Here is a 26,176-nt window from a genome sequence, read left to right on the forward strand (position 1 = left end):
CCGCCAACTTCAAGCCGCCGCCTCATCATGCAGCACAAACTTTTGCCGATATCTCCATACGGGCGTGGGGCGTGCCATTTGTGGATAGGGGCCGGTGATGCGCAAAGCCTTCACACCCCGCGACATCGAAGATCGTTTCGAGGAGGCGGCGCTGACCCTGCGGCGGCTGCCCAACCCGCCCGGCTCTGGCCCAAGGGGCTATGGCAGCGCCTGGCCGGACTATGTGCGCGAGGCCCGCCACGCCTATGGCTGGCATGAGGCGCGGATGCGGGTGGTGCCGAACCCGGCCGAGATCCAGCGAATGGAGGAGTGCCTGACCTGGCTGCGCTGGCTCGATCCCGATGACGCGCGGATCGTCTGGATGCGGGCCGAGGGCTGTCGCTGGAAGCAGGTTTGTTACCGCGTCGGCGTGGTGCGGCAGACGGCTTGGCGCAGGTGGGCGGCGGCGCTGGTCACAGTCGCTAAGCATCTGAACAGGCAAAGGAAACATGGGTCGAATCAACGGATTGCAAAGCTGTCCTTGCAAAAACCTGCGGATGAACACGCCGCCAAACCGGACAAACCCGGCGCGGGAACGCTGCTGTGAGGGGGCCGATGCGTCGAACTTCTGGCGCGACAAAGCGCGAGGTTTTGGGGCAGTTTACCCCTAAGATGGCCAGAGGTGAGGGAAGGCACTGAGCGCCGATCCGGGTGGTGATTTGCGCAGAGGACCGCGCAGGATCATTGCCCGGACCACCCGACCCCGAGACCATCTGACCGCGCCGGTCAAAGCAATAATCTTGCTCTGACCTGCCAAATCCGAGGCGATCCCAGCCCGCCCCCCGGCTTTGGTTCCTCCCCGGACCCATCGCTATGCGGGGGCAGAGGCGCGTAAGCCCTCTACGCACAAAGGTTTTTTCTGGGTTCGCGGCTTGGGTTCGCAGGTGCGCGGGCCGTCGAACCAACACCAGCCGGGCGATGATCGCCCGGCCTTTTCTTTCGGAGCGCCAGATGCAGATCGAGATGGTGCCGCCCGCGCGGCTGGTGCCCTATGCCCGCAATGCCCGCACCCATTCCGAGACGCAGATCGCCCAGATCGCCGCTTCGATCAGCGAGTTCGGCTTTACCAATCCGATCCTGCTCGGCGGGGACGAGGTCATCATCGCGGGCCATGGCCGGCTGCTGGCCGCGCAGCTGCTGGGCCTCAGCGAAGTGCCGGTGATCGTGCTGGATCACCTGAACGAAGCGCAGCGCCGGGCGCTGGTCATCGCCGATAGTGAGCCCACGAACGCGATCCGTCCGAGAGAGAGGGCGAACGCTGGCCGAGAACGCGGGCTGGGACGAGGAACTGTTGCGGTTGGAACTCTCCGCGCTTCAGGACGATTTCGACTTCGATCTGGACGTGATCGGGTTTTCCGAGGCCGAACTCGACGCCCTGCTGGTCGGGGAACCCATCGAGATGACCACCGATGGCGAGGACGACATCCCCGAGCCGCCCGCCGATCCGATCACTCGCCCCGGCGATCTGTGGGTCATGGGCAACCACCGGCTGATCTGCGGCGACAGCACGGTTGCCACGGATGTGGAGCGCCTGCTGGGCGGTATCAAACCGAATCTTATGGTCACCGACCCGCCTTACGGTGTCGCCTACGACCCGTCATGGCGCAACAAGGCCGGAACTTCATCCACCCGCCGCACCGGCAAGGTGCTCAACGATGACCGGGCCGACTGGCGCGAGGCCTGGGCGCTGTTTCCGGGCGATATCGCCTATGTCTGGCACGGCGCGCTGCACGCCGCGACCGTGGCCGAAAGCCTTGAGGTGAACGGTTTTGCCATCCGGTCACAGATCGTCTGGGCCAAAGATCGGCTAATTCTCAGCCGCGGCGATTATCACTGGCAGCATGAGCCGTGCAGGTCATGCCGTCCGCAAGACCGGCAAGGGCCACTGGGCCGGGGATCGCAAACAGACGACGCTGTGACGCATCGCCAACAAGGATCAGGACGCCGAGACTACGCCAACTATCAATATATGAACTCGCCCACCGCCGCGAGGCGGACGCTGACCCGTTTTTCTGCCATGAAGGGATTCCTTGATCTTCTTCGACGCGCTTCTTACATTCTGAGCATCGATAAATGATGGGTATGACAATGGCCGAGACCGCGACCCTGTCCACGAAGTTCCAGATCTCCATCCCCAAGGCGATCCGTGCCGCCCAGCACTGGGAGGCCGGGCTGACCTTTGCCTTCATCCCGAAAGGGACCGGGGTGCTCTTGGTGCCCGTTCCCAAGCGCGAGGCATTGCGCGGGCTGGCGAAGGGTGCCAATGCCGAGGGCTATCGAGACCGCAAGGACCGCCACTGAATGATCCTTGTCGATACCTCTGCCTGGATTGAGTGGCTGATCGCGTCACCGACCGGCGACAAGCTGGCCGATCATCTGCCCGAGCAGGCCGATTGGCTGGTGCCGACCATGGTGCAGCTTGAACTGGCGAAATGGCTGACCCGAGAGATCGGCGAAGACAAGGCCGACCAAGTCATCGCCTTCACGCAGATCTGTCAGGTCGTGCCGCTCGATACCGAGACCGCGCTGGCGGCGGCCGAGGCCTGCCGCGCCCACAAACTGGCAACAGCCGACGCCATCATCTTCGCCACCGCGCAGGCGCATGGCGCGCAACTGCTGACCTGCGACACGCATTTCGAGGGGCTTCCGGGGGTGACGCTGGTAGAGAAAGTTAAATCCTAGACTTGGTGTTTTCGAAGGCAGGCAATGCAGCATTGGAAGGTTATTCTCGAGCATTATGGCGAGCGCGACAGGGGTGACGTGGTTACCAAGGATGGTGAAGTCATCGGGACTTGGTCAGCGGACGAGAACGACTTCTGCAGTTTTACCCCATATGGCGAACAGCAGCCGATCTTCGTGAACCCCTTTCCTGGATTGCTGTGCGACCAGATCGTGGAATGGCACGAAGCGCAGCGACAGATCCGTGGCGCTTAAGTTGCTCTTCCCCAGCATCGTCACGATGGGTGGCTCCTCTGTGCCATTTGATCGTTCATCTTCCGGACCATCACCGCCTCGATGATGGGCAGCAGTTCAGCGGCGGCCGTCGCCGGGACGCCCAGCGCCGCCGCCAGCCCAAGCGCGGGATTCAGATCCCAGCCGATCACCGCGCCCGGCAGCACCCGCAACTGCCCGCCAAGCCGCCCGACCAGATCCCAGATCTGCCAGCCCTCGAAGGTCAGCGGCTGGTTTTGCCGCGCCCGGTAGCCCCCGCAGGCTTGCGTGCAGGCCGCGCAGTAGCTGTCGCCCCCGTCGAACTGCCAGTCGGCGAGGGCGCGGAGACGTTTTTTCCTGTTCCAGCAGCAGGCCCTTCGAGACATAGACCAGCTGGAACGCCTCGAAGATTGGCCAGATGTCCAGGAGCGCATCGATGGCCTCCGGGCTGGGATCGATGACCTCGCCATCGGCATCGCGGACACCCTTCCAGTCCAGCATCGCGCGGCGGGCCAGCGCCTTGGCGAAGATCAGCGCCCGTTCCTCATCGCTGGTTCCGTCCGGAACTTTCTCCACCTCCGGGTCGCTGCGGGTGGCCAGACCATCATGTCCTTTACGTAAATCCACCGGCTGCGTCGCCACCAGAATGCGAACCCGGTTTGACGGGGAGATCGCGAACCGGCCCCGGAACCGCCCTCAAGAGCGCGCACGATCCCGGCAATCCGCCCGGCAGGCGTTGCACCGTCCAGCCGGACAATCACCGACCCCGTAACAATCTCGATCTGGCCGCCCTGCGGCTCCGGCAGATCGGGTGGCGATCCCGCTGCCGCATCGCACAGCACCAGCGGCGCGAACTCGGCGTCACTCGGCAACGCCGGAAGAACCAGCCGGCCATCCTTCGCCAGACGCCGCCATGTCGACAGATGGTTCGGCCGCAAACCGTAATGCCGGGCAACGCTGTTCACGCTCGCCCCCGGCAACAGCGTCTCCGCGACAATCCGGGCCTTCACAGCATCCGGCCACCGCCGCCGCCCCGAAGCCGATATCTCCCCTCCAAACCCGGCGAGAGACTCTCTCGTGTCTTCCATGGAGAAACTCACCTCCTGCAATCCCGCAGGAGCCAAGTCGCAAATCTCACCCATCAGAAACAAGGTGACCGACAGACAACGCTTGCGATGTTATGCGGCGAGCTTGCGGTGCTGCAAGCGCCGATGTTCGATGGTCTTTCGTTTGATCCTTTCGCGCTGTCTGATGATGGCCGAAGCCCTGCCGAAGCAGGCGTCAGCTGGCGGCTTTGGGCCGAGAAAGACATTGCGCCGTGATGTCCTCATCCCCTTATGGTCAGCGCCTCAGCCTGCTTCATCACAACTTTGACGATCTATGATGCCAAATCCGTCGGTCTTTGCGTTTCAGCTACCTTCGAAATACCGGATGGCTTTCACGACCAAATCTCCCAAGCTGGCGGCCCCCAGCTTGTCGCGCAGGACCAGGCTCACGTTCGAGACAGTCTTGTAGCTGATGCAGGCGCGGTCCGCGATTTCACGATAGGATAACCCCTCGGCAATCAAACCCAGGATTTCCTCTTCCCGCGCGGTAAGGCTGGAACTGCTGCCGCGGCGTCCGGGCAGGTTCATCAGCGCGATCTGCGTAGCCAGCCGACTTCCGACATAGTTGCGGCCTGAAAGAACTTCTGTGAGGGCGGTCAGAATTTCTTCTGAGGGGGAATCCTTGTTTATGATCCCGTTGGCTCCTGCCTGAAGGGCGCGGCGGGCCAGGATAGGGCTGCGATGCATGGTGAAGACCAGGATCGGCAAGGACGGGTCCAGCATCCGCAGCCGGTCGATCAGCTTGATCCCCGCGATCTTGTGGTCGCCCAGGGTCAGGTCGACGACCATCATGTTGGGCCGGGCCGCACGCCAGGCGCGCCAACCTTCAAGTGCGGTGGCCGCGCCCACGATCTCGCAGGGGATGCGTTGGTGGATGATGCGGCCCCAGCCTTCCACCACCACAGGATGGTCGTCGATGATGATGATGCGCTTCAGTCGCTCGGCAGATTGTTCATGGGCCGTGGCTTCGATCATCGTGCAGGCATCCTCAGCTCAGTGACAGTTTCGGCGCCAACGCGGCGGGGTGGATCAAAGCTGGCACCCATGGCGCGGGCGCGGTCCCGGATACCGGTCAGGCCATGTCCTCGGGAAGGAAGGCGCCCTGCGGGACCGCGGCCGTCATCCCGGACCTGCGTGACGATCAGGTCTTGGGTCGGATGGATCTTGATCCTGATGCGCCGGGCCTTTCCGTGTCTGACCGCGTTCAACAGACTTTCGCGCACGAAGCGATAGATTGCCGTTTCGGCCAGTTCGTCCGCGACAGCCTGGTGCGTGCAGTCCAGGTCGATGGTGATCTCTGGTGCGATCTCGGTGAATTCGGCCACCAGTTCCCCAAGCAGTTCCTGTAGTGAACCGCAATCCATGAGCATGGGGCGCAGGTCGTCAATGGCGCTGCGGGCGCTGTCGCGGACCGCGTTGGCATGGGTCGAGATGGCGCGCAGAGCGTCATCGAGTTGTGCCGCGCCCTTGCCGGATACGTCGCGCGCGGCGGCAAGGGCCTGGGACAGCGCGGCATTCAACGCAAAAAGCTGCGGGCCCATGTCGTCATGCAGATCCGAGGCGATCCTGGCCCGTTCCGTTTCCGACAGCGTCAGAAGCCGGGTCTGCAGATGCTCGTTCTCTGCCTGCTGCGACTTGAGGTGGATGGCAAGGGCATTCACGTCGCTGGCAAGCGATGCAAACTCCGCCAGGCGCTCAGGTGGGGCGCGGCGATCCAGATCGCCATGCCGCATGGCGCCAAGCGCATCCTGCACGCGATGCAGGCGGCGCAGGATCAGGTTGCTGAAGCCCATCGACATGCCGATCAGGGCGATGCAGGTCAGCGCCAGCAGGGGCATGATGATGCGGAAATCTTTCCAAACCTCGGTGATTTCGTCGGCAGGATCGGTTTCGACCACAAGGCTGCCCAAGACATTGGGATAATGCGAGATGGTAAAGGAGTCCGCCTTCACTTCGGGGCGCATCAGCCATGTGAACCACCCGGGCGCTGCTTCGTCTTCCATCGAAACCGGTGTGGACGGGTTGAGGAGGGGGGTGCCCTTGTTGTCCACGACATGGGCGGAAACATGGCGGAGCGCGTTGATCTCATGGGCAAGCTGCATCGCATCGCCCATCGTGTCGGCACGGGCAAAGCTGGGCGGCATCCGGACAGCAACCGTGGCCTGCGCCGTGCGGAAGGCGGAGGCCGTTTCCTCGTCAATGGCAATGCGGGCGTTCAGGATAATGATGACGACAATCGTCGCGCCGAGCACGATTCCGGCGGCAAGCGGCACGACTGTGACGATTCTGTGCAACGACCACAGCCGCCTGGACTTTGGAACGGTGGTGTCGAATAGAGACCCCGTCTCCCGACGCATCAGCGCCCCTTTCCTGAAGCAGTCGCGGCCTGCATGGCGGCGTCATGCGGATGCCCCTGCGCACGCAGGACGCGGTAGTGCTGTATGACGGGACCGATGCTGTGATCGGGCGCGTCCTGCCGCATGGCCAGTTGGTCAAGCAGGACGTGTATGGCCATGGGCGGCTCGTCCTTCCGGCGGATTTCATGCCACAACTGGGCTGTCCGATTCGCGATCATTCGGGGACTGTCATCATAGGTGGCGGCCGCACGGGCAAGCGACGGCGAAATCGATTCCGGCGCGGTCTGGGTCACACGTGCCAGAAAGGCCAAAGGCGTTTCGTTTTCGGATGCCTCCAGCCAATCAGGCGCATCTTGTTCTGCGTGCTGGCCTTGGTCCGAGGCGGCGGGCAGCGTCGTCTCTTCGTCACGGCACGCCTGCAGCAGGATGACAGCAGCGATTGCCAGGGCAAGGACAAGGGTGCGCGGATGTGTCTCATTGAGCTTCATCAGATCCCTTTCCCGATGCTCATCGTGATTCGCCCATGCGCCTCATGCGTTATCCAAGGGTAGGTCAGCCTAAGGGATGAGACAATCTGGCCAAACGGCGGACGTTGGTATGGTGCCTTTCACAACAGGGTGATTTTGAACCCAAGGCAACAGGGAAAATGCCCCGTCAAGGTTGGGGAGTGTTCCCGGCTGACAGTCGCGCAGAGCGGTGCTTTGATCGTCCTTGCAACATGCCCGAGCGCGACAGGCGAAGGGCTGGCAGTAGGCGCATGAAGCCGGTGCAGGGGGGATCTGACACCGGTTCCGGGATGCGCGACAGGGAGAGGATGAGATGAGAAGCACAATTCGCAAGACGATGACCTATGTCTCGCCAATGGCGGTGGCTGCGGTTTTGGCGTTCGGGGCGCCAGCAGCAGCCAATGACCAGCTGGTCGAGCTTGCCAAGGATCCGGCGAACTGGGTCATGACCGGGCGCGATTACAACGCGCAGAACTATTCCGAGATGACCGAGATCAACAAGGAAAACGTCAAGGACCTGCGCCCGGCCTGGTCGTTCTCGACCGGGGTGCTGCACGGGCACGAAGGCACGCCGCTTGTCGTGGGCGACAAGATGTTCGTCCATTCGCCCTTCCCGAACACCACCTTCGCCCTGGATCTGAACGATCCCGGGACGATCCTGTGGCAGAACAAGCCGCGCCAGAACCCGACCGCCCGCACGGTCGCCTGCTGCGACGTGGTGAACCGTGGTCTGGCCTATTGGCCGGGCGACGACACGCGCGGGCCTCTGGTGTTCCGCACCCAGCTTGACGGGCATATCGTCGCCATGGATGCCGAGACGGGACAGAACGTCTGGATCATGGAAAACTCGGACATCAGGGTCGGCTCGACCCTGACCATCGCGCCCTATGTCATCAAGGACATGGTGCTGGTGGGATCGTCGGGCGCGGAGCTGGGCGTGCGCGGCTATGTCACCGCCTATGACGTGAAGACCGGCGAACAGCGCTGGCGCGCCTTTGCCACCGGTCCGGACGAGGAACTGAAGCTGGCCTCGGACTTCAATGAGCCGAACCCTCATTACGGGCAGTTCAACCTGGGGACTGAAACCTGGGAAGGCGACGCCTGGAAGATCGGCGGCGGCACCAACTGGGGCTGGTATGCCTATGACCCCGAGGTGGACCTGTTCTATTACGGCTCGGGCAACCCGGCGCCCTGGAACGAAACGATGCGTCCGGGCGACAACAAGTGGACCATGGCCATCTGGGGCCGCGAGGCCGCCACGGGCGAGGCCAAGTTCGCCTATCAGAAGACGCCGCATGACGAATGGGATTATGCCGGCGTCAACGTGATGATGCTGTCCGAACAGGAAGACAAGGACGGCAACATGCGCAAGTTGCTGACCCACCCGGATCGCAACGGCATCGTCTATACGCTGGACCGCACCAACGGCGACCTGATCTCGGCCGACAAGATGGACGACACGGTCAACTGGGTGAAGGAAGTGCAGCTGGATACCGGCCTTCCGGTCCGCGATCCGGAATTCGGCACGCGCATGGACCACAAGGCGCGCGACATCTGCCCCTCGGCCATGGGCTATCACAACCAGGGCCACGACAGCTATGACCCGGACCGCAAGCTGTTCATGCTGGGCATCAACCACATCTGCATGGACTGGGAACCGTTCATGCTGCCCTATCGCGCGGGCCAGTTCTTCGTGGGCGCCACGCTGGACATGTATCCAGGGCCGAAGGGCGACCGCCAGAACGGTCTGGGTCTGGGCCAGATCAAGGCCTACAACGCCATCACCGGCGAAATGGCATGGGAGCATATGGAGCGCTTCTCCATCTGGGGCGGCACCATGGCGACTGCCGGCGGGCTGACCTTCTATGGCACGCTGGACGGCTATATCAAGGCCCGCGACAGCGACACGGGCGACCTGCTGTGGAAACACAAGCTGCCGTCGGGCGTGATCGGCCATCCGATGACCTATCAGCATGACGGGCGCCAGTATATCGCCATCTATTACGGTGTCGGCGGCTGGCCCGGCGTGGGCCTGGTCTTCGACCTGAACGACCCGACCGCTGGTCTGGGGTCTGTGGGCGCATTCCGCAGGCTGCAAGAGTTCACCCAGATGGGCGGCGGCGTGATGGTCTTCTCGCTGAATGGCGACAGCGTCTACACCGACGACGTGAACACCGGCGAATGGATCCCGGGCGACGACGCCTGATCCCTGCCGCGGCGGGCTGCAACCGGCCCGCCGCACCATTAACCGACATTTGGGAGACTTCACGATGAATGCCATGATTTCGCGCTTCGGCTGCGGAACGGTTGCCCTGCTGTGCAGCCTTGGTGCAACCAATGCCCAAGCCGCCGACACCCTGCGGGTCTGCGCCTCGACCATGGACGCGCCCTATTCGACCAGGAACGGCACCGGGTTCGAGAACAGGATCGCCGAGGTTCTGGCCGACGAGGCCGGGATGACCCTGGATCTGGTGATGATCAACAAGGATGCGATCTATCTGGTCCGCGACGGGATCGAGGACGATCTGTGCGACGTGCTGATCGGCGTCGATCAGGACGACAAGCGGCTGCTGACCAGCAAGCCCTATTACCGTTCGGCCTATGCCTTCATCGGCCGCGAGGACCGCAACTTCGATGGCGACAAGTGGCAGGACATCGACCGGGAAGGCTTCGACACCTTTTCCTATCGGTATCATAGCCCGGCCGAGACAATCCTGAAATATACCGGCCGCTATGAATACAATCTGATCTATCAGGCCTCGCTGACCGACTTCGAGGACAGGCGCAACAAATACACCCAAGTGCCAGCCGATCGCGTCGTGTCCGAGGTGGCGGCAGGCAATGCCGATCTGGGCATCGCCTTCGCCCCGGATGTCGCCCGCTATGTCCGCGACTCGCGCGTGCCGCTGAAGCTGACGCTGATCACCAACGAGATCGAGCGTCAGGACGGCCTGATCATTCCCCTGCAATACAGCCAATCGGTGGGCGTCGCAAAAACGAAGCCCGAGTTGCTGGAGCGCATCGATCAGGCGCTCGAGACGGGCAGGGACCGCATCCAGGCGATCCTGGACGAAGAAGGCATCCCGACCCTGCCACTGAACAGCTGAAGACAAGGATATAACATGAGGCAACTTATTCTGGCAGCTACGATTATGGGGTTGGGCGCGGGAGCCGCCTTTGCCCAGCCGCAGTTCTACAACGCCGTTGACGGGACGCCACTGAATTTCGACGATGCGATGGAGGAAGGGCGCGATACCGAAGCCGTCAAGGAATTCATGCAGACGGGCGTCAACATCTACAACGAAAACCCCGACGTGATGGAGCATGCCGAGGAACAGTACAACACGATGTGTTCGGGCTGTCATGGCCACTATGCCGAAGGCAAGATCGGACCGGGGCTGAACGACGACTTCTGGTCCTATGAGATGGGCAAGACCGACGTCGGGCTGTTTTCCATCCTGTATGGCGGTGCGTCAGGGCAGATGGGTCCGATGTGGGGCAGCCTGACGCTGGACGAGATGCTGCTGGCCATGGCCTGGGTGCGCCACCTTTACACAGGCCAGCCCGAGACCGCGTCCTGGCTGAGCCCCGAGCAGCGTGAAGCCTTCACCCCGTTCAAGCCGAAGGGCACCGGAGGGGACGAGCGGTCCTGAGGCCACTACCGACCAGGGTGGAACACGCCCCGGTCCTTTCCAGAGAGGAGGAGAAAAGATGAAACTGATCGCACTGGGCGTCGTCGTCGCAATGTCCCTGGCTGCCCCGGCCCTGGCCTATGACGGCACAAACTGCCGGGCACCCGGCAACTGCTGGGAACCCAAGCCTGATTATCCCGAACGGGTGGAAGGGTCCGAATATGACCCGCAGCACGACCCGGCGGAACTGTCCAAGCAGGGTGAATCCCTTGCAGCGATGGACAATCGCAACGCCTGGCGGGTCTGGCACATGGCCCAGACCGGCAGCTTTGAATACGACGTCACGAAGATCCCTGGCTATGAGGAGGGTGGCACGCCGCCCGCCCAGTGACCGGGGCGTGCCGCGCCCGGACGTTTTCCCAAATGTCACGTCCCGGCGCGGCACATCCGCCTATCTACGGTGATTCATGCTGCAAGACCCCAAAGCCTCGGCTGACTGGCTGTCCCGCCTACACGACGCCGAAGCGCAACTGAACGGCGCCATTCTGGGCCAGTCCCGTGCCATTCGCCTGATCCTGCTGTCTGTCCTCGCGCGCGGCCATGTCCTGCTGGCGGGCGATGTCGGCACAGGCAAGACCACGCTTTTGCGCGCTGTCGCCCGTTCCATCGGCGGCCCCTATGCGCGGGTCGAGGGGACGGTGGACCTGCTGCCCACCGACCTGATCTATGACGCGCATCTGGACGCCGATGGAAAGCCCCGCATCGAGCCAGGCCCGGCGCTGTCGAAGGGCGAGGATCTGTCGATCTTCTTCTTCAACGAGATCAACCGGGCGCGCCCGCAGGTCCATGCCATGCTGCTGCGCATGATGGCCGAGCGCAGCCTGACCGCCTTCCGCCGCGAATACCGGTTCCCGCATCTTCAGGTCTTTGCCGACCGCAACCAGATCGAGCGGGACGAGACCTTCGAATTGCCGGCCGCCGCCCGCGACCGCTTTGCCATGGAGATCGCGGTGACGGCTCCCGCCGAGCGTGACGACAGGATCGCCCTGGCCTTCGACACGCGCTTTCATGACACCGACGCGCTGATCGACACCATTACGCCGGGGCTGCTGCCTTATCACGGTCTGAACGCTCTGGCCGTGCAGATTCAGGACAATGTCCATGCCAGCCCCCTGCTGCAACGCTATGTCTTCGATCTTTGCGAAGCGTTGCGCGACCCTGTCAGGGCGGGCCTGACAATCGAGGGCGCGGATATGGCCCGGCTGGTGCGGGGCGGCGTCAGCCCGCGCGGGATGCAGGCCCTGGTGCGCCTGGCGCGGGCTGCCGCCTGGGCCGAGGGGCGCGATGCGGTGCTGCCCCAGGACGTGCGCGAGGTCTTTGGGCCGGTCATGGCTCATCGCACCTTTCTTGGTCCTGCCTATGAGGCGCGGCGAGAGGTTCTGGTGCCTGCGCTGATGCGCGCTGCCTTCGACAAGATCCCGGTGCCGGCCCAATGACGGCGGAACTGCACCTTTTCGATGCCCTTGCCTGGCGTATGTCGAAGGCACAGGCTGGTCTGCGCCAGGGAGTGCATCGCGGCAGGATGCGTGGCGCAGGAGAGGCTTTCGCCGACATCGCACCTCTTCTGGCCCATCCGGACGCAAGGCGGTTGGACATGCGACGCTCGCTGACCGATCCTCTTGGCGGTTTCTTTGTCCGCCGCTTTGAACGCCCCACCGACATCACCCTCCATATCCTTGTGGACGGGTCTGCCTCGCTTGCGGCCGGGGCGTCATCCGACCCACAGGGTCTGGCGGCGCTGCTGGCCGGTGGGCTTGCACAAGCGGCCCGGCGCGGCGGCGATCTGGCTGCGGTGCAGGTCGTCGGAGGCGCTACGCTGCTTGCAGCATCGCCGTCAGCGCGCCATGCCGGACTGGGCGAAGAGGTTCGCCAGATGATCGCCCGGCTGACCCCTGCGGGTTCCGGCATCGGCGGTCTGGTGGATGCTGCCTCGGCGCTGCCGCAGCGGCGGGTCCTTGTTGCGCTTGTGTCGGACTTCAACCTTTCCGAAACGGAACTTGACGCGCTTCTGGCGTCGCTTGATCCCCGGCCTGTGCTGCCGTTCTGGCTGCGCGACAGCGGGTTGGAGGAACCCCCATCCGCCTTCGGTCTGGCCGAAGTCCGCGATCCGGAAACCGGCCACCGCCGAACGCTGCTGACCACGCGCAAATGGGCGACCCGGCAGGCCGAGGCAGGGCGACGCCACAGGACGGCCCTGCGCGCCATCTTTGCAAGCCACGGCCTGCACCCCATCGAGATCCGCAACAGCATCGACATCGACCAGATCATAGCCGCACTGGACGAGGTGTCCTTATGAAATGGCTGCTGCTGGCGCTGCTGCCCTTTCCTGTCCTGGCGCAGCCGGTCGTCACGGCAGAAAACCCGCATAGCTATGGCTGGTGGTTGGGCGACGAATTGGTGCAGCGCATCAGTATCGGCCTGCCGCCCGGCGTCAGCGTCGATCCCGCCAGCCTGCCCAAGCCGCGCGCCGTCGATTACTGGCTGGACCTGAGCAGCGTCGAAGCCGAGCAGACTGATACGGCGCTGCGCCTGACCCTGCACTGGCAGAATTTCTATTCTGCACTCGAACCGAGCCGGCGCGATGTTCCGCCGCAATCCATCCGTCTGACAGACAGAACCGCCATCCAACTGCCCGGCTTCGCCTTTGTCACCTCGCCAATCCGCCCGATCATGGCGCCCTCGACACGCGATCAGCTTCAGCCGGATCCCCGCTTCAGGTTGATCGACACGACACCTGCGCGCATCGGATTGGGCCTGTCGCTCGCAGGGCTGACTCTGTCGGTGCTGGCTCTTGCCTGGCATCAGGCCTTGGGACCGTTCCGCGCCCGCGCGGCCCGGCCATTCACGCGTGCGGCCCGCGCCATGGCCCGAAATCCCGACCGCCGCTTGCTGCATCGTGCCCTGGACGCAGCCTTCGGTCGCGTCCTGATCGGCGCGGACCTGCCGCGTTTTCTGGCATCGAACCCGCAGTTTCAGCCACTGGCGGATCGCCTGTCAGCATTCTTTGCCGCCTCGGACACAACCTTCTTCGGCAAAGGCAAAGCGCCTGATCCGGCAGAGGCGATGAGCCTGGCTCGTGCCCTTTCCCGGATCGAACGGGGGCGGTCATGATCGGCTTTACCGCGCCTCTTGCGTTATGGCTTTTGCCCCTCGCGGGTTTGCCGCTTTTGACACGATGGTTGCAGGCATCGGCCGTGCCCCGGTTGGATTTGCGACCGGCCGAGGGCGCCTCGCGCGCGGTGGATCACGGCTTGACGGCTGCGGGGATGATCGCGCTTGCGGCCCTGATCCTGGGATTGGCCGGACCATTCCTTCGCGGCGGCACCGCGCCATATCGCGGCAACGGCACAAATCTGGTGCTGCTGATCGACCGCTCGTCCAGCATGGATGATACCTTCGCGGGCCGTGCCCCCGACGGGGCCGAGGAAAGCAAATCCGCAGCCGCCCGCCGCATCCTTCAGAGCTTTATCGCCGAAAGGCCCGATGACCGCATCGGGATCGCTGCCTTTTCGACCGCGCCACTGCAGGTGCTGCCGATGACGACCAGTCGCACCGCCATCGCTGCCGCCATTGCGGCACAAGGCGAACGGGGATTGTCGCAGACCAATGTAGGGCGCGGGCTGGCCTTGGCGATGCAGATGACGCGCGATGCTTCGGGTCTGGGTTCGCGCGCGGTCGTGCTTGTCTCGGACGGTGCGGCGGTCGTCTCGCCCGAGATTCAGGATATGGTGCGCGAACTTGCCCTGGAACAGCAGGTCAACCTTTACTGGCTGTATCTCAGGACCGCGGGCGCAAGAAGCATCTTCGATCCCGGCAAGCCGGGCGAGGCCGACACCCCACAGACCCGTCCGGAACGCCACTTGCATCTGCTGCTTCAGCGCCTGGGCATCACTTATCGCGCCTTCGAGGCTGAAAGCGCGGAAGCCGTGGCCGAGGCCGTGGCCGAGATCGGCAAGATGGAAACCAAGCCCATCCTGATCGAACGCAGCCTTCCGCGACGCGAACTGGGCTGGCTGTGCTTCCTGATCGCCACGCTGGCCGCCCTTGCCCTGACGGCCGCCCGTTGGCTGGAACGTCCCTTTGCCCCGGTGCATCCCGCACCCTTGGTGCGCCGGCCATGAAACAATTTGCTTTTGTCGCGCTGCTGCTGTGCCTTGCCATTTCCTTGGCGGCATCGGTATGGTTCGGCCGTGCTGTCTGGCATGACCACCGCGATAACACCGCAATCCGGGACTTGGCCGCCGGTCGCGAGGCACAGCCAAGGCTGGACGCGGATCCACGCGCGATCCATGCACGGATTCTGTTCCTTGCCTGGCGCAACCGTCTGCCAGAGGCCCGGGATCTTCTGCCTTTGCTGGCGGGTATGCGGCCCGATCTGCTGGCAGAGGCAAGCTATGCGATGGGAAATGCCCGGATGCGCGCCGCTTTCGACCGCATCGAGGAAGGACGTTTCGAGGACGCAGAAACCGAAGTTTCGCTTGCCAAGGCGGCCTATCGCGACGCCCTGCGCGCGGTGCCCGACTTCCGGGACGGAAAGGTGAACCTGGATCTGGCCATGCGGCTTGTCCGGGACCTGCCGCGCCCTGAGGCTGACGGCGAAACCGACCCCGATGCGCAGCCGCGACGGCTATGGACCGATCTGCCGGGACTTCCCAGGGGCGCACCATGAAAAGGCGGATCATTCTTCCTGCCGTGGCAGCAGCCCTGGCAGCCGTGGCCATGACCGGCCCCGGCCTTCAGCGTCCCCAAACCCTGACTGATGCGCTGCTGGTCGTGGACATCACCCGGTCGATGAACACCCGCGATATGGCCGGCGTGTCCCGCCTTGATTTCGCCCGTCGCGCGCTGACGGACTGGATCGCGACGCGCCCCTGCGGCAGCCGCATCGGATTGGCCTTCTTTACCGAACGCCGCAGCCTGACCCTGTTCGAACCGGTAGAGATCTGCGCGGACTTCGCCTCAATCAAAGGGGCGCTTGAAAGCCTCGACTGGCGCATGGCCTGGGAAGGCGACAGCATGATCCAGAGGGGTCTGGACCATGCACTGCGCCGTGCCGAAGGCTTTGGCGTGCCCCTGATCTTCATCACGGACGGGCAAGAGGCCCCGCCCTTGCCATACTCCGGTCCTGCCAGATTCGCAGGAAATAGCCCGGGCGGAGTGATCCTGGGTGTTGGCGGGGACCAGCCCGCCCCGATCCCGAAATTCGACGATCTGGGGCGCGAAACCGGGTTCTATGAGGCAAGCGACGTGCAGCACGCCCCAGCCCGTTTCGGTGCGCCCCCGCCCGATGCATCCGAACGCCCCGGCTGGCACCCGCGCAACAATCCTTACGGTGAATCCGACCTTGAAGGGAGCGAGCATCTGTCAGCCTTGCGGGCGGATTACCTGTCCAGCCTGGCTGCGGACCGTGGTCTGGGCTTCCTGCGCCTTTCCGATGGGCCAGCAGCCCTTGATCGTGCCCTTGCCAGTCATGCGCCCGGAAAGGCCGTTACCGTCACCCGCAGCCTGTCGCCATTCCTGGCGACGGCAGCGCTGATCCTGTTGCTGACACTTTGGGTCACCGGCAGCAGGCGTATCACCTTGGCCCGGAAGGAAACCATATGACATTTGGAAAAATTCTCGCAGCTGCCAGCCTGTCGGCCGCCCTTGCCATCCCCGCCTGGGCGCATGGCCCGACGCCCCAGCAGGCTGAACAGAAGATCACCGTCGCCGCCGATCCGGATGCCGTCTGGCAAATACTGCGCGATCCGGCCAGCATCGCCGAATGGCATCCGGCCGTCGCATCCGTGACAATAGAGGGAGAGGGCAGAGGCGCCAAGAGAAGCGTTGAGTTTACCTCGGGCGGCACGGTGATCGACGGCATCGACCGCATCGACGACGAAAAGATGGAGATCCGCTGGCGACTGAGCGAGGCTGACATCGAGGTGTTCCCGGCCAGCTATTACACCACCAACATCATCGTTGCTCCTGCCGCTGACGGCTCCGAGGTAACCTGGACAGCCAGCTTCTTCCGCGCCGATACCACGAATGAACCGGAGGAACGTTTCAGTGATGAAGCGGCTGTCACAGCAATGGAGGCGTTTATCGGCAGCGGGGTTTCGGGGCTCAAGTCTGCAGCCGAGGGAAATGACCCAAGCTGAAGCTATATAGCAATCCTTGATCGCTTTTGGCGTTCCTCAAGAGTTTACTCGGGTTCGACTCGTTGCGAATCAGTGTCGAGGACATTCGCCTCCTGGCCTCATAATTGGTCAAGGATCCCTCGAAAGTCGGAAATGGCCGCCTCAGGCGGCCATTTTTCTTGAACTTCCGATGGCAGTTTTGAGCTGCTCCCCGAAAATCGGCCCGTGACGGAAGCTATGTGGCCACCAGGGTGTTGCGACGACCGGTTGAAGCCGCCCAATACCTATCGATCCGATACACGGAACGGCTGGCCGAGGCAGGCATCGACACCTTGGTGGGCAGTTGGAGATTCCTGTGCCAATGCCCTGCGGGAACCGTCTGGCAGTTGCGAGCCGCAAGTCGCCCCTTCCCGCAAGCCAGACTCGCCTGCACGAATGCGCCGCACGTCCGCGCCCCCGTCCGGATCCCGCGCATTCAATACATCTCGACGCAGCTGGGGCGCCGCGAGATACAGGTTGTTCTGCGGCCGGTGACGTGGCTAGATGACAGCCTTGACCAGCCAAGGTGACCACATGCCCCGTCCAGCCCTCGATCTGCCGCCGCATCAGGTTCCGCTGCGCGATACCGCCGCGCGGTATGGCCGGGTGACGCGCGTATTGCACTGGACGATGGCGGCGCTGATCTTGTGGGAGTTCACCGGCATGGGGCTGCGGCTGCTGCTGGGCCGGCACCCGGTCTCTTCGTTCTTCGTCGGCAGCCATCAGGCCGTCGGGACGGTGCTGCTGGCACTGATCGTCCTGCGCGTGATCTGGGCGCTGGCGAACCTCGGGCGGCGACCGCATCACGGAGCCGGCCTGGTGGCGACCGGCGCGCGCATTGGGCACGGGTTGCTGTATCTGCTGATGCTGGCGGTGCCCTCGCTGGCCGTCCTGCGGGCCTATGGTTCGGACCGCCCCTGGGGGCCGTTCGGGTTCGAGATATTTCCCGCGCGCGAAGCCCCTGTCGAATGGATGGTGCAGGCGGGCAGCCTGCTGCATGGCGAGCTGGCATGGGTCATGGGCGCACTGATCGTCGGGCATGTCATCATGGTCGGTATCCACGAGGCGATGTGGCGCGACGGCACGCTGGACCGCATGATCCGCCGGCGTCGGCGGCAGGCATGAAAAGGGCCGCCCGTCGGGGCGGCCCTTTTCCCGCTCTGAGTGAGGATCAGAACGATTTGTTCAGCGACACATAGAAGGCACGTCCGGGTTCGTTGAACGTGTTCGCACCGTCGCTGGTGTTGGTGCGGAGGATCGACTTGTCGAAAAGGTTGGTGATCCCCGCCGAAAGCCGCGTCTGGCCCTGAAGGTTCCAGTTGGCGGCAAGGTTCACCAGCGTATAGCTGGGCCGGGTTTCGGGATTTTCGATGTCATAGCCGGTGGTGTTCGACGCGGTGGCCGGGTTGATCTTGCCGAAATGGGTGGCCGACAGGGTCAGCGTCGCGTCCTGCGTCACGAACCAGTCCAGCCCGGCATTGATGGTATAGTCGGGCACAAGGCTAAGCGGCAGGCCCATCTCATCCTCGGTTTTGAGGATGCTGGTGAAGTTCGCGTTGAAGGCGAAACGGTCACCGATCGGCGTGGCGAAGTTGCCCTCGATCCCCGAGACCACGGCATCGCCTCGGTTTTCCCAACGATACAGACGCGGCTCCTGATCGCCGTTCAGCTGGGTCAGGCCGGTCGCGATGCGGTTGTCGTAATCGTTGTGGAAATAGGTCAGGCTGGCATTGACTTCGTTCAAGCCGTTATAGGCGATGCCGATTTCCTTGTTGATGCTGGTTTCTGCCTCAAGATCGGGATTACCGATAATGTAGCACGGACCCATTCGGTAATATGGGAACGGACAGCCGTTGCCGTTGGTCGAGTACACATAACCGGGGTTCAGCTGATACAGGTTCGGCGCCTTGAAGGCACGCGCGACGCCGGCCTTGACCGTCCATTCGTTCGTGATCTGATAGGTCACGTTCAGGCTGGGCGAGAGGCCGCCTCCGAAATTGTCGTTATAGTCATAGCGGATGGCCGGGGTCAGGGTCAGCTGATCGCTCCATTCGATGTTTGCCTCGGCATAAAGGCCGATCGTGTTCTGCTTGACCTTGGGATCGCGCGAGGTGCCGTCCGCGGCCACACCGGCGTCTTCTGCAATGTCCTCGGGCAGGTTGCGGCGGGTGGACACACTGTCATCCAGAAACTCGCCGCGATATTCTGCGCCAAGCGTGATCACGCTGCCGCGGCCGGCCACGTCCATCGGCAGGTTCCATTCTGTCTTGGCCGTGATGTTGTCCAGCTTGGTTGTACGAAAGCCGACGTCGGTGCCTTCGTCGTCGTTACAGGCGGAGATCTGGCCTTCGATCCGTCCGCCGGTGCCTTCGCACAGGCGGGCATTACGGGTGTTTTCCCACTGGATATAGCTGAACGAGTCACCGAAATCGTATTCGCCGCGATGCGTGACGCCAAGCGTGCGGCGATACATGCGGTTGGTTTCGGTGTTCAGAAGGACCTGACCGTCGACTTCTTCCAGCACGCTGCCGAACATCGTGTCGCCGGCGAAACGGTTGCCCTGACGCGAGAAGTTGAATTCGAAATCAAGTTGGTGATTGTCGTTGACGCGCCAGCTGAGAAGGCTGCCGAGGTCCTTGTTGATCACGCCTTCGCGGCCCGCAAGGTTCCGATAAACCGGGTTGCCATCGGCGTCGAAGACAAGCTCTCCATCATCGTCCGTCTGCTGGATGCGGTTGATGGTGGAGGAATCCGGGTTCGACTTGTTGTGGTTGCCGAATATGCGGAAGGACAGGTTTTCGGACACCGGCCCGCCCAGCATGAAGTTGGTGCGGATCGTGTCGCCTTCGTCGCTGCCTTCGGGCGAGTTGTAGTAAAGCCCGACCTGACCCGTCAGCGTCTCGGGGCGCTTGGTGATGATGTTGACCACACCGCCCGACGAACCCGAACCGTAACGCGCCGCTGCGGGTCCGCGCAGAACCTCGATCCGCTCGATCATCTCGGCGGGAACCCAGTTCGAGTCGCCGCGGGTGTCACGTTCGCCGTTGCGGCTCATGCGGACCGAGTTGCGCGACAGGACGGGCTTGCCGTCGATCAGGATCAGCGTGTTCTCCGGGCCCATGCCGCGGATGTCGATCTGGCGCTGGTTGCCGCGCTGGCCGCTGGCGGTCGCGCCGGTCAGGTTGACGCCCGGCTGCTTGCGAACGATTTCCGAGATGTCGTTGGTGATCGGCTGACGCTGGATTTCCTCTTCGGTGATCTCGGTCACACCCAGAGCCTGCAGAACCTGCTCGCCTGCGGAAAGAACGATCTCGTCCAGAATGATCGGCTCATCCGTGGCGGTATCGGGGATGGTCTCGGTCTGCGCCATCAGCGGGGTCGCTGACAGGGACAGAACCAGGCCCATGGCGGTTCGGGAAATGATTGCTCGGCGCGCAAGTGTCATCAGGACATGCTCCAATAGTAAATGAAGGTATGTGCCTGGCTTGCGAGAAAACGCTGCTGGGTTGGCCAGCGAGAGGACCGGGCAGGCCCATGACCCAAGGCATCCTGCCCTGTTTGCGGGGAAGCAAACGGCATCCGGCGTGTCAGGTCAACGCGCCGGCGGCCATTCGTTCACAACTGTGTCATTTACGTAACGGTTTTAGTCGGATATTATATGGCTGCCAGTCAGCGCCGCCGCCTCATCCTCGATCCGGGCCAGCAGGGGGGTCCGGGTGCGCCATTCGGCATACCATTGCCGGACTGCGTCGCCGAAAATCTCGGGGCCGGGTTGCAGCACCTCGACCCCGGCCTCGGTCAGCCGGGCGTGGTAGTCGGCGTCGATCCGGGGATAAAGATCGCGGATGCGGGCTGTCTCGGCCGCGAACAGGCCGGTCAGCAGATCCTGGTCCTCGGGCGGCAGCGCCTGCCAGCGGCGGGCCGAGGCCACGGCGATCATGGGAAAGATCATGTGCCGGCTGTCCAGAACCGCACCGGACATGTCGTGAAAGCGGTTGTTCCATGTGCCTTCAAGGTCGATCTGCATCCCGTCGATCTGCCCGTTGGCATAGGCGTCATGCAGTTCCGGCAGCGGCAGCGGCGTCGGCGCGGCGCCGGCGCGGGTCCAGAAATCCACCTCTTGTTGCAGCGGCACGGTGCGGATCTTGCGCCCGGCGACGGTGCCTTGCTCGCCAAGCGGACGTGACAGCAGGACGATCCGCATCCCCGCCATCCCGTAGCCCAGCCCCTTGAGGCCCAGCCTGGCCAGATCGTCCTGTAGCGCGGCCGCGGTCTCGCCCTCCAGCAGGCGGGCGGCGGTTTCGGCGTCGGGGACCAGATAGGGCGCGACGAGGATGCCGAAATCGGGGTTGCGGTTCGCCAGCTCGCCCACGGTCAGGAAGGCAAAATCCAGCGCCCCCGCCTGCAACTGTTGCAGCATCTGCGCTTCGCTGCCCAACTGGCCCGACGGAAAGACCGCAAGGCTCATCCGGCCGTCTGTTTCCTCGGCCAGGCGTTGGGCCAAGTCCTGCGCCGACAGCGTCCATTGGTGGGACGGAGGCGTCACCAAGCCGATCCGCAGGTTCTGGGCGGCGGCGGGCAGGGCGATTGCGGCGACCATGGCAAGCCCTGCCAGGGCGCGTGTGATAAGCGACATTGTCTTTCCTTATGTGGCGGCGCGGGCGGCCAGCACGGTCATGGCCAGCAGGACGCCCAGAACGGCGGTAAAGAACGGCAGCAGCAGGCGGGACAGGCGCTCGGCCCGCACGCCGGTCAGCAGCGCGGCGGTGTACAGCCCCGCGCCGACGGGCGGGGTCAGCAGCCCAAGCGCGAGGTTCAGGCAGAGGATCACCCCGAAGCTGACCGGATCGATCCCGTAGGCGGTCGTCGCGACCGGCAGCAGGACAGGCGCGGTCAGGATGATGGCGGGGATCGGCTCCATCACGGTTCCGATCAGCAGCAGCGCCACGTTCATCAAAAGCAGGAACATCAGCGGCGAGGATGCGATCTGCTGCATCGCCTCGGCGGCCATGGCGGGCAGATTGCCGAAGGTCACGACCCAGCCCAGCACCTGCGCGGCGGCGACAAGGAACAGCACGGCACCCGAGGTCAGCGCCGTGCGGGTCAGCGCGCCCGGCAGATCGGCCAGCCGCAGCTGGCGATAGACCGGACCGCCGACGACGAGCGCCGCAACGATGGCCATGGCGGCTGATTCCGTGGGCGTGGCGATGCCGCCGAGGATGCTTCCGACCGCGACCACCGGCACGACAAGCGCCGGAAGGGCGGCAGCGCCCGCACGCAGTCGCGCGCCGGCCGGCTGCGCGGGAACGCGCGGCAGCCCGTGCCGCCGCCCCAGCCAGCAGATGACGACGGTGAAGGCCAGCCCCATGGCCAGCCCCGGCCAGACCGAGGCCAGAAACAGGTCCGCCACCGGCAACTGGGCAATGGCGGCAAACACGATCAGGTTCATCGAAGGCGGCACGACCGGCGCCAGCAGCCCGCCTGCGGCCGTTATCGCGGTGGCCATGTCGCGGGGATAGCCCGCCCGCTCCATTTCGGGGACGGCGAGGCGCGACATCACCGTCAACTGCGCCACGGTCGAGCCGAGGAGCGCCGACATCATCAGATTCGCCAGCAGGTTCACATGCGCCAGCCCGGCGCGGAACGGCGGCATGATCGCCTGCGCCAATGCCAGAAGGCGGCGGCCGATCCCGCCCGCGCCCATCAGCTCGCCCAGCAGGATGAACAGCGGCAGGGCCAGCAGGCTGTAATTCTCGATCCCCGCGAAAAGCTGTTGGGGAAAGACGGGCAGAAGCGCGGTGCTGCCCTGCTCGGTCAGCAGGATCAGCGCGGCGGCGATCAGCACGAAAGCGATCGGCGCGCCGATGCCCAGCAGCCCTGCGAACCCAAGCGCCGCGATCATGTCGCCCTCAGCACGGCCAGATCGGCCCGCAGCGCGGTCAGCGCGTGAAGCATGGCGGCGGTCATGCTGGTGGGCACGATCAGCCAGAACCAGATCTTGCGGATGCCGAGGGTCTGCGTCGGGTCGGTATAAACGAAGTTGAACGTCTCGGCCGCCAGCGCGGCCCCCGATCCCGCGCGGATCAGCCCCGCCGGGTCCAGCCACAGCCAGCAGAGCATCAGCATCACGGCAAGAAACGCAACCACCAGCAGGGTCACGACGACCCGCAGCGTCGCACGGGCACGCGGGTCCAGCCGGTCCGGCAGAATACCGATCGCCATGTGATTGCGTCCGGCGATCCCCAACGATGCGCCCAGAAAGGCCAGCCACGCCATCAGGTGCACCGCCAGTTCATCCGTCCAGATCAGCGGCCGCCCGATCCCGCGGGAAACGACGTTCGCCAGCAGCAACACAAGGATCGCCGCCACCAGCAGCGCGCCAAGCCCGGCCTCGATGCGGGCGACCAGCCGGTCCAGCCGGGCCATCATGCCCCAATCTCGCCGTCGATCAGCACCATCAGCCGACCGCGAGAGCATGTTTCGACCCGCGCGGCCACGCCGTAAACCTGCGCCAGCATCGCAGGGGTCAGCACGTCGCGGGGTGGCCCGTCACTGTGCAGGCCGCCCCGGTCAAGCATCACGATACGGTCGGCCCATTGCGCCGCCAGCGCCAGATCGTGCAGAATCGCGACGACGATCCGACCCTCGGACGCAAGGCGGCGCAACTCGGCCAAAAGCCGCATCTGCCGGGCAAGGTCCAGGGCGCTTGTCGGCTCGTCCAGCAGCAGAAGGCGCGGGTCGCGGACAATGGCCTGCGCCAGACTGACCATCTGCCGCTGCCCGCCGGACAACTGGTCCAGCCGCCGCATTGCCAGCGCCCCGATGTCCAGCCGGTCCAGCACGTCCATCGCCGTCTGATCGCTGCCCGCTCCGTCACTCGCCCCGTCACCGCCGGCCCTCAGTGCCGCGATGACGCTTTCCAGCACCGACAGCGACGAGCCCGAGGGCAGCGTCTGCGGCATGAAGCCCACCTGCCCGGCCCGCTGCGGCCCGGTCATGGCGGCAAGGTCGCCGCCGTCCAGCGTGATCCGCCCCTTGTGCGGCGTCAGCTGGGCGACGGCGCGCAGCAGGGTGGACTTGCCGGCCGCATTGGGACCGGCCAGCACCGTCACCTCGCCGGCGTGCAATGGGGGCAGGGTCAGGTGGTCCAGCACCGGCCGCGCGCCATAGCGCACCGATACGTCATGGATCGCCAGCCCGCTCATCCGCGCCTCGGCCCGCGCAGGATCACGGCGAAGAAGATCGGCAGCCCGATCAGCGATGTGACCAGCCCAACCGGCAGCAGGACGCCGGAAACCAGCATCTTCGACAGGGTCGAGGCCAGCGACATGACCAGCGCCCCGGTCAGCAGGCTGGCGGGCAGAAAGAAACGGTGATCCTCGCCCACGATCAGGCGGGCGATGTGGGGACCGGCAAGGCCGACGAAGCCGATCACCCCCACCAGTGACACCGCCGTCGCCGCAAGCAGGCTGACGCGCAGCAGCGCCCACCGGCGCAGGGCTGTCACATCTACACCAAAGCTGCGGGCCTGATCCTCACCCATGCGAAGGGCCGTCAGCCGCCATGCGGCGCGGAACGAGAATGGTGCGGTCACCGTCAGCGCGGCGGCCAGCAGCGCAACCCCGGGCCAGCTTGCGGCCGCCAGACTGCCCATCGTCCAGAAGACCAGCTGTTGCAGCGCATCGGCCGAGGCGACGAACTGCAACAGCGACAGGAACGCCGCTGCTGCAAAGTTCAGCGCGATGCCGAAGAGGATCAGCACTTCCGGCCCGCCGCCGCGCAGGCGCCCCAGCAATTGCAGAAGGAACAGCGCACCAAGCGCGAACAGGAAGGCATTGGCCGAGACGCTCCAGGTCGGAGGCAGCAGCGGCAGGGTCAGCCCCAGAACGATCGAGGTCGCGGCCCCAAGCGCCGCCGCAGCCGAGACGCCCAGTGTGAAAGGCTCGGCAAGCGGGTTCTCGAGCACGGTCTGCATCTCGGCCCCGGCCAGCGCCAGCGCGGCACCGACCAGCAGGGCCAGCGCGGCAACGGGCAGGCGGACCTGCCAGACGATCACCTGCGTCGCAGGCGCGGCCTCGGCCCATCCGGTCAGGCCGCGCAGGGTTTCCGCCAGCGGCAGGCCGGCAGGTCCGGTGGTCAGGTCGATCAGCACGCCCGCCACCGCAATCAGCGCCATGGCACCCACCAGCATCGCCCGGCGGCGATTCTGCCGACGATAGAGATCCAACGGCGCGTCGCTCATTCGTCCGGCCGCACCCACCAGGTGCCGGCGACCGCGACGGGCAGGAACCGCTCGTCAATTTCGGCCAGTGTGCCGGCGGGGTCCAGATCGGCGAACAGCTCGGGGTGGAACAGCTGCGCCAGATACTCGATCAGCGCGATATGGGCGGGGTTGTCGTTGAAGAGATGCCAGACGCCCGCCGCATGTCCGTCCTGAACGGCGGGCAGCGACGACATGCCGGGCGCCGACAGCAGCGCATGCAGGCTGTCCTGCGCCGCGTCCGCATCGACCGTTGGCCCCAGCACAAGCCCGCCGCGCGCCGCCATATGGGCGCCGCCCGTGGCGACGTAAAAGTCCGGGTCGGCCGCGATCAGGTATTCCAGACTGACATTGCCCAGAACGCCCTGCACCACATCCGCGCCGATGTTGCGGCCCCCGGCGGTGGCGATGAAATCGTTGAAGACGCCCATTCCCACCGTTGAACAGCAGCCCGAGGGCGCGGCATGGACATGGAAGAAGACGTCCGGCCGCTCGGGTTCGGCTTCGGCCAGACGGTCGCGGATGCGGTCCATCCGGGTCTGGTAGAACTCGGCAAAGGCATCCGCGCGTTCCTCGGTGCCGGTCAGGGCCGCAAGGATATGCAGGCTGGGCAGCGTGTTTTCCTGCGGATGCGAGAAGAAATCGACATAAACGACGGGAATGCCTGCCGCCTCGACCTGCGCGCGCGCGCGGTCGAGGCCCGGATCGCCGGCATCCATCAGCGACAGCACCAGAAGGTCGGGTTGCAGCGCGATGATGCTTTCGGTCGAGATGTCGCGGTTGCCCGAGCCGACCGGGCGGATGGCGTCGATCTGCGGGAACCGTTGCCGGTAGGCGTCCATCGTCGGCGGGTCCAGCGCCTTGTCCAGCCGCCAGCCGACGACAAGCGAGACCGGATCGTCATGCAAAAGCCCCAGCACGGACATGTGCCGCCCCTCGCCCAGAACCAGACGGGTGGCGGGACGATCCAGCGCGACCTCTCGGCCCAGAATGTCGGTAATCACGATCCGCGCGGCGGCGGGACCGGCGACAAGCAGGGCGGCCAGTGTCACCGCCAGCATCGGGATTATGGACCGCAGCAGCGTCAGGCGGTTCGGGGCGTTCAGGGGCATCCGCATCTCCTTCCG

The 26,176-nt window shown here is 64.6% G+C and carries 28 protein-coding genes and 2 pseudogenes; 17 read left to right on the forward strand and 13 right to left on the reverse strand.

From position 1 onward, the window contains the following. Positions 1 to 97: 97 nt before the first annotated feature. The 5 genes and pseudogenes from Q4G24_RS14825 (at position 98) to Q4G24_RS14845 (ending at position 2,973) form a co-directional block, all read left to right on the forward strand. Positions 98 to 586: a DUF6362 family protein gene (locus Q4G24_RS14825; RefSeq protein ID WP_303367317.1), complete on the forward strand. Its 489-nt coding sequence runs from the start codon at positions 98 to 100 to the stop codon at positions 584 to 586. 404 nt (positions 587 to 990) lie between these two features. Beyond that, positions 991 to 1,955: pseudogene (locus Q4G24_RS14830) on the forward strand (ParB N-terminal domain-containing protein); the annotation flags it as partial. Between the two features lie 157 nt (positions 1,956 to 2,112). Next, the gene (locus Q4G24_RS14835; RefSeq protein WP_303367318.1) at positions 2,113 to 2,340 is read left to right on the forward strand and encodes an AbrB/MazE/SpoVT family DNA-binding domain-containing protein; all 228 of its coding nucleotides are present in this window, start codon (positions 2,113 to 2,115) and stop codon (positions 2,338 to 2,340) included. Continuing rightward, positions 2,341 to 2,721: a type II toxin-antitoxin system VapC family toxin gene (locus Q4G24_RS14840; protein ID WP_303367319.1), complete on the forward strand. Its 381-nt coding sequence runs from the start codon at positions 2,341 to 2,343 to the stop codon at positions 2,719 to 2,721. 24 nt (positions 2,722 to 2,745) lie between these two features. Beyond that, positions 2,746 to 2,973 (forward strand): hypothetical protein, encoded by a 228-nt coding sequence (locus tag Q4G24_RS14845; RefSeq protein WP_303367320.1) that lies wholly within the window; start codon positions 2,746 to 2,748, stop codon positions 2,971 to 2,973. A 20-nt stretch (positions 2,974 to 2,993) separates the two neighbouring features. On the opposite strand, the gene Q4G24_RS14850 is transcribed toward Q4G24_RS14845, so the two are convergent. The 6 genes and pseudogenes from Q4G24_RS14850 to Q4G24_RS14875 form a co-directional block, all read right to left on the reverse strand. Continuing rightward, entirely contained in the window at positions 2,994 to 3,164 is a 171-nt protein-coding gene (locus tag Q4G24_RS14850) for a hypothetical protein (protein WP_303367321.1), read from the reverse strand. Between the two features lie 50 nt (positions 3,165 to 3,214). Then, positions 3,215 to 3,618: pseudogene (locus tag Q4G24_RS14855) on the reverse strand (hypothetical protein). Continuing rightward, entirely contained in the window at positions 3,501 to 4,112 is a 612-nt protein-coding gene (locus tag Q4G24_RS14860; RefSeq protein WP_368660949.1) for a transposase, read from the reverse strand. The pseudogene Q4G24_RS14855 and the gene Q4G24_RS14860 overlap by 118 nt, the downstream one beginning before the upstream one ends. Before the next feature lie 267 nt (positions 4,113 to 4,379). Then, entirely contained in the window at positions 4,380 to 5,051 is a 672-nt protein-coding gene (locus tag Q4G24_RS14865) for a response regulator transcription factor (RefSeq protein WP_303367323.1), read from the reverse strand. Continuing rightward, entirely contained in the window at positions 5,048 to 6,433 is a 1,386-nt protein-coding gene (locus Q4G24_RS14870) for a LapD/MoxY N-terminal periplasmic domain-containing protein (RefSeq protein WP_303367324.1), read from the reverse strand. The genes Q4G24_RS14865 and Q4G24_RS14870 overlap by 4 nt, the downstream gene beginning before the upstream one ends. Then, positions 6,433 to 6,921, reverse strand: a complete 489-nt coding sequence (locus Q4G24_RS14875) for a hypothetical protein (protein ID WP_303367325.1) — start codon at positions 6,919 to 6,921, stop codon at positions 6,433 to 6,435. Before Q4G24_RS14875 ends, Q4G24_RS14870 begins: the two co-directional genes overlap by 1 nt. Positions 6,922 to 7,252: 331 nt before the next feature. Here Q4G24_RS14875 and Q4G24_RS14880 point away from each other — a divergent pair, with 331 nt between their 5' ends. The 12 genes from Q4G24_RS14880 to Q4G24_RS14935 all read left to right on the forward strand — a co-directional run bounded on the left by Q4G24_RS14880 (position 7,253) and on the right by Q4G24_RS14935 (position 17,914). Then, the gene (locus Q4G24_RS14880; protein WP_368660948.1) at positions 7,253 to 9,145 is read left to right on the forward strand and encodes a methanol/ethanol family PQQ-dependent dehydrogenase; all 1,893 of its coding nucleotides are present in this window, start codon (positions 7,253 to 7,255) and stop codon (positions 9,143 to 9,145) included. A 73-nt stretch (positions 9,146 to 9,218) separates the two neighbouring features. Further along, the gene (moxJ, locus tag Q4G24_RS14885; RefSeq protein WP_303367326.1) at positions 9,219 to 10,046 is read left to right on the forward strand and encodes a methanol oxidation system protein MoxJ; all 828 of its coding nucleotides are present in this window, start codon (positions 9,219 to 9,221) and stop codon (positions 10,044 to 10,046) included. Positions 10,047 to 10,061: 15 nt separating this feature from the next. Beyond that, positions 10,062 to 10,592: a cytochrome c(L), periplasmic gene (moxG, locus tag Q4G24_RS14890; RefSeq protein WP_303367327.1), complete on the forward strand. Its 531-nt coding sequence runs from the start codon at positions 10,062 to 10,064 to the stop codon at positions 10,590 to 10,592. Between the two features lie 58 nt (positions 10,593 to 10,650). Further along, positions 10,651 to 10,962, forward strand: a complete 312-nt coding sequence (locus Q4G24_RS14895) for a methanol dehydrogenase [cytochrome c] subunit (RefSeq protein ID WP_303367328.1) — start codon at positions 10,651 to 10,653, stop codon at positions 10,960 to 10,962. A 76-nt stretch (positions 10,963 to 11,038) separates the two neighbouring features. Beyond that, positions 11,039 to 12,067, forward strand: coding sequence for a MoxR family ATPase (locus Q4G24_RS14900; RefSeq protein WP_303367329.1), 1,029 nt, complete (start codon positions 11,039 to 11,041; stop codon positions 12,065 to 12,067). 158 nt (positions 12,068 to 12,225) lie between these two features. Continuing rightward, positions 12,226 to 12,927: a hypothetical protein gene (locus tag Q4G24_RS14905; protein WP_303367330.1), complete on the forward strand. Its 702-nt coding sequence runs from the start codon at positions 12,226 to 12,228 to the stop codon at positions 12,925 to 12,927. Beyond that, on the forward strand, positions 12,924 to 13,742 hold the full coding sequence (locus tag Q4G24_RS14910) for a nonribosomal peptide synthetase MxaA (protein ID WP_303367331.1): 819 nt from the start codon (positions 12,924 to 12,926) through the stop codon (positions 13,740 to 13,742). Before Q4G24_RS14905 ends, Q4G24_RS14910 begins: the two co-directional genes overlap by 4 nt. Positions 13,743 to 13,825: 83 nt before the next feature. Continuing rightward, entirely contained in the window at positions 13,826 to 14,752 is a 927-nt protein-coding gene (locus Q4G24_RS14915) for a vWA domain-containing protein (protein ID WP_303367332.1), read from the forward strand. Next, the gene (locus Q4G24_RS14920) at positions 14,749 to 15,300 is read left to right on the forward strand and encodes a hypothetical protein (RefSeq protein WP_303367333.1); all 552 of its coding nucleotides are present in this window, start codon (positions 14,749 to 14,751) and stop codon (positions 15,298 to 15,300) included. Before Q4G24_RS14915 ends, Q4G24_RS14920 begins: the two co-directional genes overlap by 4 nt. Further along, positions 15,297 to 16,235: a VWA domain-containing protein gene (locus tag Q4G24_RS14925; RefSeq protein ID WP_303367334.1), complete on the forward strand. Its 939-nt coding sequence runs from the start codon at positions 15,297 to 15,299 to the stop codon at positions 16,233 to 16,235. Before Q4G24_RS14920 ends, Q4G24_RS14925 begins: the two co-directional genes overlap by 4 nt. After that, positions 16,232 to 16,771, forward strand: a complete 540-nt coding sequence (locus tag Q4G24_RS14930) for an SRPBCC family protein (RefSeq protein ID WP_303367335.1) — start codon at positions 16,232 to 16,234, stop codon at positions 16,769 to 16,771. The genes Q4G24_RS14925 and Q4G24_RS14930 overlap by 4 nt, the downstream gene beginning before the upstream one ends. Before the next feature lie 552 nt (positions 16,772 to 17,323). Next, entirely contained in the window at positions 17,324 to 17,914 is a 591-nt protein-coding gene (locus tag Q4G24_RS14935) for a cytochrome b (RefSeq protein WP_303367336.1), read from the forward strand. 46 nt (positions 17,915 to 17,960) lie between these two features. On the opposite strand, the gene Q4G24_RS14940 is transcribed toward Q4G24_RS14935, so the two are convergent. The 7 genes from Q4G24_RS14940 to Q4G24_RS14970 form a co-directional block, all read right to left on the reverse strand. Further along, on the reverse strand, positions 17,961 to 20,234 hold the full coding sequence (locus Q4G24_RS14940) for a FepA family TonB-dependent siderophore receptor (RefSeq protein WP_303367337.1): 2,274 nt from the start codon (positions 20,232 to 20,234) through the stop codon (positions 17,961 to 17,963). Between the two features lie 198 nt (positions 20,235 to 20,432). Then, entirely contained in the window at positions 20,433 to 21,425 is a 993-nt protein-coding gene (locus Q4G24_RS14945; protein WP_303367338.1) for a TRAP transporter substrate-binding protein, read from the reverse strand. A 9-nt stretch (positions 21,426 to 21,434) separates the two neighbouring features. Then, entirely contained in the window at positions 21,435 to 22,691 is a 1,257-nt protein-coding gene (locus tag Q4G24_RS14950; RefSeq protein WP_303367339.1) for a TRAP transporter large permease, read from the reverse strand. Beyond that, positions 22,688 to 23,218: a TRAP transporter small permease gene (locus tag Q4G24_RS14955; RefSeq protein ID WP_303367340.1), complete on the reverse strand. Its 531-nt coding sequence runs from the start codon at positions 23,216 to 23,218 to the stop codon at positions 22,688 to 22,690. Before Q4G24_RS14955 ends, Q4G24_RS14950 begins: the two co-directional genes overlap by 4 nt. Beyond that, a complete protein-coding gene (locus Q4G24_RS14960; protein ID WP_303367341.1) occupies positions 23,215 to 23,994 on the reverse strand; it encodes an ABC transporter ATP-binding protein in 780 nt (259 codons plus the stop codon). The genes Q4G24_RS14955 and Q4G24_RS14960 overlap by 4 nt, the downstream gene beginning before the upstream one ends. Then, on the reverse strand, positions 23,991 to 25,031 hold the full coding sequence (locus tag Q4G24_RS14965; protein WP_303367342.1) for an iron ABC transporter permease: 1,041 nt from the start codon (positions 25,029 to 25,031) through the stop codon (positions 23,991 to 23,993). Before Q4G24_RS14965 ends, Q4G24_RS14960 begins: the two co-directional genes overlap by 4 nt. Continuing rightward, positions 25,028 to 26,161 carry an ABC transporter substrate-binding protein gene (locus tag Q4G24_RS14970; RefSeq protein ID WP_303367343.1) on the reverse strand — a complete coding sequence of 378 codons (1,134 nt, stop codon included), beginning with the start codon at positions 26,159 to 26,161 and terminating at the stop codon, positions 25,028 to 25,030. Before Q4G24_RS14970 ends, Q4G24_RS14965 begins: the two co-directional genes overlap by 4 nt. Between the last annotated feature and the right edge of the window lie 15 nt (positions 26,162 to 26,176).

It is taken from the genome of Paracoccus sp. (in: a-proteobacteria) (assembly GCF_030538695.1).
Taxonomy (GTDB): domain Bacteria; phylum Pseudomonadota; class Alphaproteobacteria; order Rhodobacterales; family Rhodobacteraceae; genus Paracoccus.

Excerpts from the sequence above, each read along its gene's own strand:
- Q4G24_RS14825 (WP_303367317.1), top strand. The coding sequence starts at position 98 with ATGCGCAAAGCCTTCACACCCCGCGACATCGAAGATCGTTTCGAGGAG.
- Q4G24_RS14835 (WP_303367318.1), top strand. The coding sequence starts at position 2,113 with ATGATGGGTATGACAATGGCCGAGACCGCGACCCTGTCCACGAAGTTC.
- Q4G24_RS14840 (WP_303367319.1), top strand. The coding sequence starts at position 2,341 with ATGATCCTTGTCGATACCTCTGCCTGGATTGAGTGGCTGATCGCGTCA.
- Q4G24_RS14845 (WP_303367320.1), top strand. The coding sequence starts at position 2,746 with ATGCAGCATTGGAAGGTTATTCTCGAGCATTATGGCGAGCGCGACAGG.
- Q4G24_RS14860 (WP_368660949.1), bottom strand. The coding sequence starts at position 4,112 with ATGGGTGAGATTTGCGACTTGGCTCCTGCGGGATTGCAGGAGGTGAGT.
- Q4G24_RS14865 (WP_303367323.1), bottom strand. The coding sequence starts at position 5,051 with ATGATCGAAGCCACGGCCCATGAACAATCTGCCGAGCGACTGAAGCGC.
- Q4G24_RS14870 (WP_303367324.1), bottom strand. The coding sequence starts at position 6,433 with ATGCGTCGGGAGACGGGGTCTCTATTCGACACCACCGTTCCAAAGTCC.
- Q4G24_RS14875 (WP_303367325.1), bottom strand. The coding sequence starts at position 6,921 with ATGAAGCTCAATGAGACACATCCGCGCACCCTTGTCCTTGCCCTGGCA.
- Q4G24_RS14880 (WP_368660948.1), top strand. The coding sequence starts at position 7,253 with ATGAGAAGCACAATTCGCAAGACGATGACCTATGTCTCGCCAATGGCG.
- moxJ (WP_303367326.1), top strand. The coding sequence starts at position 9,219 with ATGATTTCGCGCTTCGGCTGCGGAACGGTTGCCCTGCTGTGCAGCCTT.
- moxG (WP_303367327.1), top strand. The coding sequence starts at position 10,062 with ATGAGGCAACTTATTCTGGCAGCTACGATTATGGGGTTGGGCGCGGGA.
- Q4G24_RS14895 (WP_303367328.1), top strand. The coding sequence starts at position 10,651 with ATGAAACTGATCGCACTGGGCGTCGTCGTCGCAATGTCCCTGGCTGCC.
- Q4G24_RS14900 (WP_303367329.1), top strand. The coding sequence starts at position 11,039 with ATGCTGCAAGACCCCAAAGCCTCGGCTGACTGGCTGTCCCGCCTACAC.
- Q4G24_RS14905 (WP_303367330.1), top strand. The coding sequence starts at position 12,226 with ATGCGACGCTCGCTGACCGATCCTCTTGGCGGTTTCTTTGTCCGCCGC.
- Q4G24_RS14910 (WP_303367331.1), top strand. The coding sequence starts at position 12,924 with ATGAAATGGCTGCTGCTGGCGCTGCTGCCCTTTCCTGTCCTGGCGCAG.
- Q4G24_RS14920 (WP_303367333.1), top strand. The coding sequence starts at position 14,749 with ATGAAACAATTTGCTTTTGTCGCGCTGCTGCTGTGCCTTGCCATTTCC.
- Q4G24_RS14925 (WP_303367334.1), top strand. The coding sequence starts at position 15,297 with ATGAAAAGGCGGATCATTCTTCCTGCCGTGGCAGCAGCCCTGGCAGCC.
- Q4G24_RS14930 (WP_303367335.1), top strand. The coding sequence starts at position 16,232 with ATGACATTTGGAAAAATTCTCGCAGCTGCCAGCCTGTCGGCCGCCCTT.
- Q4G24_RS14935 (WP_303367336.1), top strand. The coding sequence starts at position 17,324 with ATGCCCCGTCCAGCCCTCGATCTGCCGCCGCATCAGGTTCCGCTGCGC.
- Q4G24_RS14940 (WP_303367337.1), bottom strand. The coding sequence starts at position 20,234 with ATGACACTTGCGCGCCGAGCAATCATTTCCCGAACCGCCATGGGCCTG.
- Q4G24_RS14945 (WP_303367338.1), bottom strand. The coding sequence starts at position 21,425 with ATGTCGCTTATCACACGCGCCCTGGCAGGGCTTGCCATGGTCGCCGCA.
- Q4G24_RS14950 (WP_303367339.1), bottom strand. The coding sequence starts at position 22,691 with ATGATCGCGGCGCTTGGGTTCGCAGGGCTGCTGGGCATCGGCGCGCCG.
- Q4G24_RS14955 (WP_303367340.1), bottom strand. The coding sequence starts at position 23,218 with ATGATGGCCCGGCTGGACCGGCTGGTCGCCCGCATCGAGGCCGGGCTT.
- Q4G24_RS14960 (WP_303367341.1), bottom strand. The coding sequence starts at position 23,994 with ATGAGCGGGCTGGCGATCCATGACGTATCGGTGCGCTATGGCGCGCGG.
- Q4G24_RS14965 (WP_303367342.1), bottom strand. The coding sequence starts at position 25,031 with ATGAGCGACGCGCCGTTGGATCTCTATCGTCGGCAGAATCGCCGCCGG.
- Q4G24_RS14970 (WP_303367343.1), bottom strand. The coding sequence starts at position 26,161 with ATGCCCCTGAACGCCCCGAACCGCCTGACGCTGCTGCGGTCCATAATC.